We start from the raw sequence: 12,082 nt of genomic DNA on the forward strand, positions 1-12,082 counted from the left end.
CCGCCGCGGCGTTGCATCCTCTGAGCAGGACGGACAGGGGGACGGACCGTGGCGGATGAGGCACTGTGGACCAGGGCACGGCTGGGCCGTTGCGGCCCCCCGCTCGATCTCCTGACCGCCCGCTTCGACCGCCACGTCTACGCCGCGCACACGCACGAGCAGTTCAGCATCGGCATCTGCGTCGGCGGCTCCGAGGTCATCGACTACCGGGGCGACCACCTCCGCCCGGGCCCGGGCTCCATCGTCGTACTGGCCCCAGGTGAAATGCACACAGGTCGCCCCGCCGCCCCCGACGGCGGCTACGCCTACCGCGCCCTGTACCCCGACCCCTCCCTCCTCACCGAAGGCACCCTCGGCGGCGGCCTCCCGTACTTCCGCGAACCCCTCCTGGACGACCCCGAACTCGCCACCGCCTTCATTCGCGCCCACGCCGAACTGAGCGTCTGCCCCGACCCGCTGGAGACGGAGTCCCGCCTCCCATGGCTGCTGACGGCACTGGCCCGCCGACACTCCACGGCCCGTGCTTCCGACGATGCGCTGCCAGGCGCCGCCCACATCGCCCACGCGGTACGGGACCGCCTGGCCGACGACCTCCTGGAACCCCCCTCCCTCGCCGAACTCGCCACCGCTCTGGGCCTGTCCCGCTACCAACTCCTCCGAGCCTTCCGTACGACGATGGGGATACCGCCGTACGCCTGGCTGGCGCAGCACCGGGTACACCGAGCCCGCGGACTACTGGAGTCCGGCCTGAAGCCGGCCGAGGTCGCGGGCCTGGTGGGCTTCGCGGACCAGGCACACCTGACGCGCTGGTTCCGCAAGGTGCTCGGGGTGACCCCGGCGGCGTACCGCAACAGCGTTCAAGACGCGGGCCGCTGACGCGCCGAGGATGGGCGCATGACTGCACGCGGCTGGTTTCTGTTCTCCCTGATGGGAGTGGTCTGGGGCATCCCCTATCTGCTGATCAAGGTGGCGGTGGACGCCCCGCTGTCCCCGTCGATGGTGGTGTTCACGCGCTGTGCGCTGGGCGCGGCCCTGCTCCTGCCCTTCGCGATACGGCAGGGCGGCCTGCCCGCCACGGTGCGAACCCACTGGCGCCCGATGCTGGCCTTCGCGTGCATCGAGATCATCGGCCCGTGGTGGACCCTGACCGACGCGGAACGCCACCTGTCCAGCTCGACAGCGGGCCTGCTGATCGCGGGCGTCCCGATCGTGGGAGTGGCCCTGGCCCGTTTCTTCGGCGAGACGGAGAGGCTGGGAGTGCGGCGCGTTGTCGGGCTCGGCCTGGGCCTGGCCGGCGTAGGAGTCCTCACGGTCCCGCACCTGACAGGCGGGGACGCCCGCTCCCTGGCCGAGGTGCTGATAACGGTGATCGGCTACGCAACGGCCCCCCTGATCGCAGCGCGCTACCTCAAAAACATCCCCACCCTCCAGCTCATCGCCCCCTGCCTGGCCCTCGCGGCCCTGGTCTACGCCCCGGCGGCGGCGATGACCTGGCCGTCGGCGATGCCCTCCGCCTCGGTCCTGGCCGCGCTGGCCACCCTGGGCGTGATCTGCACAGCGGTCGCCTTCGTGGCCTTCCTGGAGCTGATCAAGGAGGCCGGCCCGACGAGGGCAACCGTCTTCACGTACGTCAATCCGGCGGTAGCGGTGGCAGCGGGCGCGATCTTCCTGTCCGAGCCACTGACGGCGACCATCGTCGTGGCCTTCACCCTGATCCTGGCGGGCTCGGTACTGGCGACCGCGTCCGGGGCCGCCACTTCCCCGGCGCCGGGTCCCCCGAGGGGCGAGGCCGCGGGCGGGGCCCCGGCCGGACAGAGGCGGGGCGTGCGCCCGGTAACATGGTCGACACGGCAGACGAGCCGGGCGGACGGCCGCGTGAAGTCCCCTCTTGGAGGGCTTCCCGAGGAACGTCCGGGCTCCACAGGGCAGGGTGATGGCTAACGGCCACCCGGGGTGACCCGCGGGAAAGTGCCACAGAAAACAAACCGCCGGGGACTTCGGTCCTCGGTAAGGGTGAAACGGTGGTGTAAGAGACCACCAGTGCCCAGGGCGACCTGAGCAGCTAGGTAAACCCCACCCGGAGCAAGGTCAAAAGGGAGTTCCTTCCAAGGATAGGAAAGGGCTCCTGCGCGGACGTTCGAGGGCTGCCCGCCCGAGTCCGTGGGTAGACCGCACGAGGCCGATGGCAACATCGGCCCTAGATGGATGGCCGTCGCCGAGGGGGCCGTGAGGCCCCCTCGGAACAGAACCCGGCGTACAGCCCGACTCGTCTGCCAACAGAGCTTTGACCTGGTCTTATGGCATGGTCAGGGCCCTCTGTTGTGTTCGGGTGGTTTCCGCCTCTACCCGCGAGTTCTCTGGAGTTCCGCGCAAGTGTGCACGCGTTGTGCACTGGGGCATGCTGCTGGACGGCGGGCTCGATGAGTACCGGCACTGGGCCCCAGGGGGAACTCGGCGAATTCCAGTGATCGCGCAACAAGTAGTCGGTGGGTCAGGCAGCGAGCAGTCTAGACAGAGGGGGTGCGGCTGGAGTTTCCCAGCCCAGCGTCTTGCATGGGCGACTCTCCGTTTGACAGCGAGGCGCCGAGGCCCGCGCGGGTGTGGGTGGACATTTCGGTGCTCTTGGAGAAGTACTGTCGCAGCAGCTCGTTCGTGTTCTCGTTGGAGCCGCGTTGTCAGGGGGCTGGCCGGGGGCGCGTAAGTAAACCAGGACATTGGTAGCGACGGTGAACTCGTAGTTGGCGGCCACCTCGGAGCACTGATCCCGCGTCAGGGACCGCTTCAGATGCGGCGGCAGGGCTTGCATGGCGGAGCCGTTCTCCCTGCCGACGATCAGGTCGCACTCGCAGGGACAGGGAACGGCCCGGACAGCGGCCTCGGCCGGACCCTTGCTGATTATGACCATTGGCTGCGACAAGCACTTCTGGCGCTGGAGTCGCTGCTGGGTCTGGTCATGGGGTCCGCGAAGAGCCGTCGTCGTCGGCGAAGGTGTGCACCTCGTTTGTCAGGACAGCCCTAACACTGCCCAGCAGGTGGGCGTGATCCGTCTTCGGGGTCTGAGGCACTGGGCGTGTGTGGATGCGGGGCGCCATTTTGAGTAGCGCGCCTTGAGCAGGTCGGGGTAGAGCGCTGAGGCGTCCTCCCGTCCGGTGTCTGATTTGTGCTGCCAACTCGCCTACCGTTGGCTTTAGTTGTATGAAAATCTTACTGCCGTGTGGCATGGTCATGGGCTCAGTCGATCGTTTGGGATCGGCGCAGAGGTAGGCGGTCACGGAGGAAGGCACTTGGCGAGGCACGAGGACAGCCGCAAGGGCGACGATCCTGCTCCCCTCCACGGTCTCTCGCGGACCGCCTCGTTCGTGATGGTCCACGTAGGCCAATCGACCGGAAACCAGCGCAACCTGCAGTACGGGATCGAAACCCGGTCGTGGGGGTTCCCTGTGTGGAGGCCCGAGTACCGGTCCGCGCGCCCGCGCTTCGCCGTGCTGGCCACGGGAGTCGGTCCGCGCGTACAACTCGACGTATGGAGTACCAAGAAGATCACTCTGTACCTGTTCGAAGTACGTGAGAACTTCTACGAGGCAGAGGCCCCTCACTGGCCGGACGAGGAAGCCGAGAATGCCATCAAGTACCCGGTGCGCTTCGGCATCGAGCCGTTGGCTGTACTCCACGACGTCCGTCTCGATGAGGACGGACCGCTTGGAATGGCCGCCAGTGACGCCATACGTGTTTCGGGGACTCAACGAGGCGTAGGCATGGTCGTCGACATGGATCCGCAGCCGTTGCTCGATGCGGCCGGGATTCCAGCGAACTGGTCGGAAGAGCAGACGGTGGCTCTGAATCGCGCGCCCGGCTTCACCGCGGAGCAGGTGAAGCCGCCCAAGCCACCGAAGCGGCCCTCCAATGGAGCGGGCTTCGTCTCCGACCCCAAGAAGCGCAAAGCCATTGAACTGCACGCGGAGGACATGGCAGTCGCTCACTACGAGGGGGAGGGCTGGACGGTCGAACGCCTTGGCAAGCCGTACGACCTCCACTGCACCCGTGACAGGGAAGAGCGTCGCGTAGAGGTGAAGGGCACAACGGGAGCGGCAACGAGCGTCGACCTGACGATTAACGAGGTCGAGCATGCCCGGGACCCGCAGAACACCGTGGACCTATTTGTGGTCAGTGACATCAAGGTGGACTTGCGGATCGACAAGTACACAGCGAGTGGCGGCAGGGTGTCGCACCTCCATGACTGGACGCCGGCTGAGGAGGACCTGAGGCCCAGGAGCTTCGAGTACCGCCTACCGCTCGCTGACTGCCGAGATGCACCTTCAGGGGTTCCGGGAGCAAGCCCCCGCTAGCCCCCTTGCCTTCGAGTCCACCGCCCTTACGGAGATCTTCCGTGCCTCTTCTTCGCATGTCCGCACGCGCGCTGTTCGATCAATGCAGTGACGGAGCCCTCTCTGAGCGGCTCGCCCAGAAGTACCGCTCGGCGCTCTTCCAGAGCCCTTCGCCCAGTGAACGCCGCTCGTGGGAGAACAGCATCCCGGCCCTGGCAGAGGTTCTGTGCGATGCAGGGCTTGATGACGTCGAGGTGCTGATAGAGCACCGATTACCCCTCACCAGCCTTCGCGCGGACATCATCCTTGCTGGCTCCCACCCCGCGACGGGCAGACCGTCCTACGTCATCGTCGAACTCAAGCAGTGGAGCGAAGCGCGCCTCGTTCCTGGCACTGACAATTTATGTCTAGTAGCGAGAATGGGCAATCGGCCGGCTCTGCATCCCGTGGCCCAGGTGCGCCGCTACTGCGACTACCTGCAGGATTTCACCAATGTGCTGAGTGATCAAGAGGACGCCGTCGCGGGCGTGGCCTATCTGCACTACGCAGCCGATCAAGATGTCAGTGAACTGTTAAGAGTGCCCGACGTGAAGGCGCAACTCTTCACGGATACATCCCGCGGAGAACTTATTAAGTATCTACAGACCCGCCTTTCTGCCCTGGATGGTTCGGTAGAGGCTGATTATCTCCTGGGTAGCCCCCGTGCTCCCGGCCGTCAACTAATGCGTGCCGCTGCTGCCGAGATAATCGATGGCGGTGAGTTCCTCCTGATGGATGAGCAAGAGGTGGCGGCCCGTTTGGTGAAGCGGGCGGCGGACCTGTCGCGACAGTCGGACCAAAAGGAAGTCATAGTGATATCCGGGGGCCCTGGTTCGGGTAAAAGCATCATTGCGCTGCATCTGATGGGACACCTTGGGAGGAACGGGCGAAGTGTTGTCCACGCCACCGGGTCCAAGTCCTTCACTACGACTCTTCGGCATGTCGTCGGTGCTAAGAACGGCCGAATTCCAAAGCTCTTCCGTTATTTCTTCGACTTCACAAGTGCTGAACGAAACGGGCTGGACGTCTTGATCTGTGATGAAGCCCACCGCATTCGCCAGCGGTCGTCGAGGCAGGGCGCTTACGCCGGGCATCGGAGCGGTCGAAGCCAAGTGGAGGAACTCATCGACGCAGCCAGGGTCCCCGTCTTCCTGATCGACGAGCATCAGGTCGTGAGGCCCGGGGAGATGGGAAGTGTCGAGACCATCGACGAGGCTGCTCACGCGCGCGGGTGCATTGTTCGCCATGTCGATCTCAACAGCCAGTTCCGGTGCGGCGGAAGCCGTGCCTACGAACATTGGGTCCTCCGTCTCCTCGGCCTTGAATCCGGTGGTCCGATTCAGTGGCAGCCCGAGGCAGATTTCGAGTTGCTCGTCGCCGAATCGCCCCAGGCCATGGAGAGCTACCTACGCGGTCGGCAGGAATCCGGCTATACCTCTCGCATGACGGCAGGATTCTGCTGGCCGTGGAGCGATCCGCGAATTGACGGCAGCCTCGTCGATGACGTGGCTATTGGGGAATGGCGCAGGCCCTGGAACCTCAGAGGTGAGCAACCTGTAGGAGGGGCACCCGTTTCCTCGCTGTGGGCCACTGATCCGTCAGGCTTCGGGCAGATCGGGTGCATTTACACGGCCCAAGGATTCGAGTACGCCTGGAACGGAATGATCTTCGGTCCCGACTTAGTGTGGCGCGGAAATGAGTGGCGTGCTGTTCCTGGAGAGAGCAAAGACCACGCCGTGAAAAAGGCGGAGCCAGGAGCCTTCGGTCGCCTTATTCGAAATACCTACAAAGTGCTACTCACGCGGGGGATGGTCGGTACCGTACTTTACTCAACCGATCCCGAGACTCAGGCCATGCTGGCTAGCCTGGTCCCGACTGGAATAGAGCAGGGCCCATGAGTGGGCAACCTTCGCCTTCCACTTGGTTCGCCGGTGCCGACTAGGAGCCAGGCGACGCCTACCTGCGCATAGTCCCGGCAGCGGCAAGCGCGAGGGTTTTTGCCGTTCGAGGACAAACGGTTCTCAGCGAGCGTTTTCAGCGTCGCCTCTCCAGGGTGAGGACGGCCTGGCGGCGACGGTCATGCGGTTTGGGGCCGATGCGGGATCGGCGGAAGATCTGGCAGAAACGTCAGTCGTGCCATGCCACGTTCGACAGGCGCTCGTACCTGGGTGAGGGCGCGGTTGAGGGTGCGCTGCGTGGGGGTGAGTTCACCGCCGGGTGGGCGTCTGCGGCTTGCCGAGGTGCCCCGGGGGCCAGCGCCCGTGTAGCCACGGTCAGTGAGGATCGGGACGCCTTGTCGCTGCAGATCCGGACGATCTTGCCTCCAGGGCAAGCATCCGGGCCGTCTCCTCGTTCCCCAGGCCGTAGCCCCAAGGCCTGCCTCAGGTCCTTCGGGAGGCCCCTGAGCGTCGCGTCGAGACCGTCGAGGTCTCGTCAAAGCGTGCCGTTTCAGCCCTTCCTGGCGCCACCTCGGGCTCATGGCGCTCCTCATCGTCACGGGCCCTCGGTCTCCTGCGGGTCACGCAGTGCGAGCCATCGGGGTGCCCTCACGTGGCTCGTACTCATCCTCGACCTCGACCAGCCGCCACGCAGGGTGGAAGTCGCGATGGCCGTCGTACGCCGCAACGAGTGCGTGGATCACCGGGCTACGGAAATCCCGCGAGAGTCCGGCCCACAACTTCCCTGCCGCCCTCTTCCAGAGGACGCGCTCCTCGTTGTCCGCCACCCTCCGCGGGAACTCCTCCACCCAGTCCATGAGCCGGCGCTTCGCCTCGACGTCGGCGAGGACCTGGGCCTGCAACTTTGCCGCATCCTGGTTCTTGCCGGGCTTCAGTGCGCGAGCCGCGGTTTCGTCCTCGTGAAGACGGGCCCAGAGGAACTGCATCATGGCCGCGAATTCGTCGTCTCTCATCGCATTACCCCCTATTCGGCGTTGAGAGGCCATCATCCACCACAGTCCGTGAGCTTTTTCAGCGTGGGCCACTGTGTGACGCAGGTGAGGTGGTATAGGGGGTGCAACGCCCGAGGGTCCTGTGCCGTTGAGGGAGGCGTTCGAAGTCGCAACCCATCGGCGCTCGCGGGGCCGGGTCGTGGTGTCGGACTGGCGGCACCCCTGCCGACGGCCGTCATTCCTGCCCAGCAGCATCCCACCGTCCTTGCCATGACCGAGCCGTGAAACAAGACGGATCCGGCCTGTCGGTGGGGCACGGTAAAGTCGGCCAGGGGATTTCGCCGTGAACAAGGCGAGAAGCGGACAGCGGAGGTCGGACGGTGACGGCAGCAGGATCGCGTCCGGTGCCCAAGCCCGGACCGCCGCGTCCGGCGCAGCAGTGGTTCCAGGATCGGCCATCGCCGTACCCCTGGGAGCAGGATGCTCTCGACCATGTACGTCGCCTGATGCCTGCCGCCGAGCCTTATCGTGCCTGGGCCACGTTCTCCTTCACAGCGCAGTCGGGCCGTATCAACGAGTGCGACCTGCTGATCGCGGTGCCCGCGGGTTTGTACCTGGTCGAGATCAAGAGCCATCCAGGGCGGCTGGAGAACAACGGATCCACCTGGAACTTCCGAGGCTCCGACCGCACCAGGACGATCAACAACCCGCTCCACTTCAACGACGCCAAGTCGAAGGACCTCAAGAGCAGACTCCTTTGGGCGGCGCGCAAGTTGGGCATCCCCGAGCGCTCCGTGCCACGCGTGGAACCGGCGATTTTCCTCTCGGCTCCGGACCTCGAGAGCCATCTTGACGATGTCCAGAGAGTCAAGGTTTACGGGCGCGACGACCGCCGTACCGGTCTGAAGCGCATCTGGCAGGAGTTCCTCGGGCTGCCGCCGGATCGCCCCGACCGTCGCATCACGCCCGACTTCTCCCGGGACACTCTGCCGCGTCTGCTGAAGGCCATCGGCGTGCAGCAGTCCACGGCCCATCTCCGGTTCGGCGACGCCTGGAAACTGCAGCCGCATCCCCTGGACCGCGGGCAGTCCTGGGAGGACCGCCTGGCAACGCGCGACGACGGACTTGTCCAGGAGGAGGGCCGCGTCCGCATTTACCTGGTCGGCCACATGGCCACCGAGGCGGCGAAGAAGTCGACCGATCGCGCGGCCCGCCGTGAGTACCAGGTACTGCAGGGCATCACGCACCGCGGGATCGTCGAGGCCGTCGAGATCCGGGAGCACCAAGGCGGACCGGCGATCCTCTTCCGTCACAAGCACACGGACCTCCGGCTTGACCAGTATCTGGCCACCTACGGTGGCAAGCTCACCCCCGAGATCCGCCTCGATCTCGTACGGCAGCTCGCCGAAGCGGTCCGCTACGCGCACAATCGCGCCCTCTACCACCGGGCCCTGGCGGCCAGTTCCGTCTACGTCTCCTTCCGCTCCGACGGGACGCGCCCCGAACTGCGCATCACCGACTGGCAGACAGCGGCCCGTGACTTCGACAGCAACGCCACCTTCTTCCGGTCCATCGGCGGCTCAGCGCTCGACGCCGCTCTTATCGAGGACGCGGCCCGCCTCTATCTCGCCCCCGAGACCGACCAGCCGTACGCCGATCCGGCCGATCTGGACATGTTCGGGCTCGGCGCGGTCGCGTATCTGATCCTCACCGGCCAGCCTCCCGCCACGCAGCGAAGTGCCCTGAGTGAGCGGCTGCGCACCGACTCGGGCCTGCATCTGTACGCGGTCGCCGACGGCTTCTCGGACGCGCTCGACGAGCTGGTCTTCAAGGCGACTCGCTCCGACGTCAACGAACGCCTCGGCTCAGCCGAAGAGTTCCTCGACCTGCTGGACAGGGCAGAACGTGCCAGCGTGCTGCCGGAGGCGCCCACCGCCGTCGGCGTCGACCCGCTGGAGGCACTACCCGGCCAGTCGCTCGACGCGGAATGGTCCGTACGGCGTGTCCTCGGCACCGGCGCCACGGCCCGCGCCCTTCTCGTGGAGCGTGCGGTCGAGGACGAGGACGGTCACGTACAGATCGACGAGTGGGTCTTCAAGGTCGCCCTGGACGAGCAGAAAGCGGAACGGCTGCGTGCCGAGGCGGGCGTCCTCAAGGAGGTGGGCGGCGGAGCGATCGTGCAGCTGCGGGGCGAGGGGCTGCGCGAGATCGGTGGACGGACCGTCCTGCAGCTCGAGTACGCCGGTGAGCAGTCCCTGGGTGCCCGGCTCCGCGGCAAGGGCAAGCTGACCTACCACGAGCTGGAGCGCTTCGGCGACGACCTTTTCAGGGCGATGGACCAGCTGGCCGCCAACGGAGTCCTGCACCGCGACCTGAAGCCCGACAACTTCGGTATCCACCACAGCAAGGACCGCATCTGGCGTCTGAAGCTGTTCGACTTCTCCCTCGCCGACGCCTCCGAGCGTGACATCAAGGCGGGCACGCGCGGCTACCTCGACCCGTTCCTCGGTTCCCTGCGGCGCCCGTACTACGACGACCACGCCGAGCGGTACGCGGCGGCCGTCACCCTGCACGAGATGGCCGGCGGAGAGCGCCCCATGTGGGGCGACGGACAGGTGGACCCGCTCACCAACGAGTCAGCCGAGCTGTACATCGCCTCGGAGTTGTTCGAGCCGGCCCTCAGCGACGGCCTCACGTCCTTCTTCCGACGGGCGTTGCACCGCGATACCGAGCACCGCTTCGACACGTTGCGGCAGATGCACGACGAGTGGCGCGAGGTGTTCCGGGCGGCCGACGCGACCAAGCCGGCCACCACCCCGGCCACGGTCGGCACCCAGGCCGAAGACGCCGAGGAGGCCCGCGACGCCGCCGCGGAGGCCGCGGACGCGGAGACTCTGCTGGAGGCAGCGGGCCTGTCACCCCGGGCCGTGTCCGTCGCGCACGGGCTGGGTGCCACCAAGGTGGGGGAACTGCTCAACGTCCAGCCGTACGCGATCTCGAAGGCGCGGGGCGCCGGTGCGCTGGTACGCAAGGAACTCAACCGGCGCCGCAAGCAGTGGGCGGTCGCCCTGCGGCAGCCCGGCGGGGCCGATGCCCGACCTGCCGTACCGGCCGCGCGCAGGGACGGCGACTCCGACACGGACGGGCCGCTGGTCCTGTCGATAGACGATATGGCCGCCCGGCTCACCCCTGAGCCCGGTCGCAAGGGTTCCCACCGTGCGTCCGTGGTCCGGCTCACGCTGGGCCTGCCGCCCGAGGAGGGCGGGCTGTCGCCGTTGGGCCCCTGGCCGGTCCAGGCCCGCGTCGCCGACCACCTCAAGATCAAGCAGCCGCCGGTCTCCCGTCATCACCGCGTCGAGATCAAGCAGTGGGCCGAGGTGGACTGGCTGGGGCGGGTGCGCGACGAGCTCGTCGAGATCGTGACGGCGGCCGGGCGAGTCATGACCGCCCAGGAGGCCGCCGCCGAGCTGCGCGTCCGGCACGGCGCGGGCGACGACACGCCCGAACGCACGCTCGCGAGGGCGCTGGCCGTCGTACGGGCCGCCACCGAGGCCGAGTTGTGGGACGGCGAGGGCGCGGAGCAGCACGAGCCGCGCCTGGCCGTGCACCGGCGAGGAGACACCGTACTGATCGCTGGGGAGTCGCTGCCCGGGACAGACGACCCCAGCCCCCGCGAACTGGCCGACTATGCGGCCGAGTTGGGGACGGAGGCGGAACGTCTGGCACGTCAGGAGCCGCTGCCGGGGCGGGCCGCGGTGGTCCGCGACCTGCGTGCGGTGCCCGCCCCGGAGGGCTTCGCCCCGCTCGCGGACACCCGGTTGGTCGCCCTCGCAGCCGCTGTCGCCGTGGGGACCGAGGCCACTCCGCGCCTTGAGCTGTATCCCCGTGACCTCAGCCTGGACCGCGCCCTGCGGATCTCGCAGGCAGGGGCGGGGGTGCGACGGGACCGCGGCATCACGGTCGCCGAGTTGCTGGCCAGGCTGCGCGCGCGGTTCCCGGTGCTCGACGCGCTCTCCGGGGATCGGGAGCCGACGTACGTCGAGCTGGAGGACCCGCTCCGGGAGGCGCGCTTCGAGCTCCGGTACGACACCAAGCTGGAGCGGTTCTTCCCGCCGGCCCTGGAGGCGGTCGGCCAGTGGACGTCCACCGGGACGGGCACCAGCTACCTGTCACCCGGGCATGGCGTCCCGGCGGTCGCGGAGGTGGACGGGGATCCGCATGCCGCCACCCGTGCCAGGCTCGCCTCCTGCGTGCAGCGCGGTGGGTTCCTCGCGCTGACGGTGAAGGGCAGCCGGCTGCCGGGTGCCGCCGAGGCGGTGGCCGCGGCGTTCCCCATCGAACGTGTCGACCTGGGGCGGGAGTTCCTCGCCGAGTTCCGCGCGCTGGCGGCGGAGAAGGGGCAGGACTGGGAGAAGGTCCTGCGCGCCGACGCGGGCTCCGCGCCGGGGCACATCAAGCGGGGCCTGGCTTCGTTCGTACGCGCGGTGTGGGTGCGTCTGGAGGCTGCCCTGCTGGAGCGGGCCGCAGCGCCGCGTACGGTCCTCTTCCTGCATGACGCGGGGTTGCTCGCCCGGTACTGGGACGAGGGCGGTCACGACCTCCTGGTCCGGCTGCAGACGGCGGCTCGCCGACCGGCCGACGACCCGCACGGGCTGTGGCTGCTCTGCCCCGTGGACACGCGGACGCAGGTCCCTCACCTGGACGGGCGGACGGTCGAGGTGATCGGCGGGGACGGGGAACGGGCGTACCTCGACGGCGACTTCCTGGCGGCGGTGGCTGCGGCTGCGGCCTAGACCCGCGCCCACCGCCAAGGGGTGCGCGGGCCCAG

Annotated in this window: 5 protein-coding genes, 1 other RNA gene and 2 pseudogenes; 6 read left to right on the top strand and 2 right to left on the bottom strand. The window is 67.6% G+C overall.

Going from position 1 to position 12,082, the window contains the following annotated elements:
- Positions 1 to 48: 48 nt before the first annotated feature.
- The 5 genes and pseudogenes from ACZ39I_RS03445 to ACZ39I_RS03465 all read left to right on the top strand — a co-directional run bounded on the left by ACZ39I_RS03445 (position 49) and on the right by ACZ39I_RS03465 (position 6,262).
- A complete protein-coding gene (locus tag ACZ39I_RS03445) occupies positions 49 to 876 on the top strand; it encodes a helix-turn-helix domain-containing protein (protein ID WP_467242417.1) in 828 nt (275 codons plus the stop codon).
- Positions 877 to 927: 51 nt separating this feature from the next.
- Positions 928 to 1,677 (top strand): annotated as a pseudogene (locus ACZ39I_RS03450) (DMT family transporter); the annotation flags it as partial.
- 178 nt (positions 1,678 to 1,855) lie between these two features.
- Positions 1,856 to 2,273: RNase P RNA component class A (rnpB, locus tag ACZ39I_RS03455), an RNA gene on the top strand.
- Between the two features lie 1,011 nt (positions 2,274 to 3,284).
- Positions 3,285 to 4,346: a protein NO VEIN domain-containing protein gene (locus ACZ39I_RS03460; RefSeq protein WP_467242420.1), complete on the top strand. Its 1,062-nt coding sequence runs from the start codon at positions 3,285 to 3,287 to the stop codon at positions 4,344 to 4,346.
- 56 nt (positions 4,347 to 4,402) lie between these two features.
- Positions 4,403 to 6,262, top strand: coding sequence for a DNA/RNA helicase domain-containing protein (locus ACZ39I_RS03465; RefSeq protein WP_467243310.1), 1,860 nt, complete (start codon positions 4,403 to 4,405; stop codon positions 6,260 to 6,262).
- Positions 6,263 to 6,398: 136 nt separating this feature from the next.
- On the opposite strand, the pseudogene ACZ39I_RS03470 reads toward ACZ39I_RS03465, so the two are convergent.
- Together ACZ39I_RS03470 and ACZ39I_RS03475 are read right to left on the bottom strand one after the other, a co-directional pair.
- Positions 6,399 to 6,683 (bottom strand): annotated as a pseudogene (locus tag ACZ39I_RS03470) (transposase family protein); the annotation flags it as partial.
- Positions 6,684 to 6,882: 199 nt separating this feature from the next.
- A complete protein-coding gene (locus ACZ39I_RS03475; RefSeq protein ID WP_467242423.1) occupies positions 6,883 to 7,275 on the bottom strand; it encodes a DUF6221 family protein in 393 nt (130 codons plus the stop codon).
- 383 nt (positions 7,276 to 7,658) lie between these two features.
- On the opposite strand from ACZ39I_RS03475, the gene pglW reads away from it, so the two are divergent.
- The gene (gene pglW / locus ACZ39I_RS03480) at positions 7,659 to 12,047 is read left to right on the top strand and encodes a BREX system serine/threonine kinase PglW (protein WP_467242426.1); all 4,389 of its coding nucleotides are present in this window, start codon (positions 7,659 to 7,661) and stop codon (positions 12,045 to 12,047) included.
- Positions 12,048 to 12,082: the final 35 nt, after the last annotated feature.

The sequence above is a fragment of the Streptomyces sp. NPDC024687 genome, from assembly GCF_055559055.1.

Coding starts and splice junctions, on each gene's coding strand:
- ACZ39I_RS03475 (WP_467242423.1), bottom strand. CDS start 7,275: ATGAGAGACGACGAATTCGCGGCCATGATGCAGTTCCTCTGGGCCCGT.
- ACZ39I_RS03465 (WP_467243310.1), top strand. CDS start 4,403: ATGTCCGCACGCGCGCTGTTCGATCAATGCAGTGACGGAGCCCTCTCT.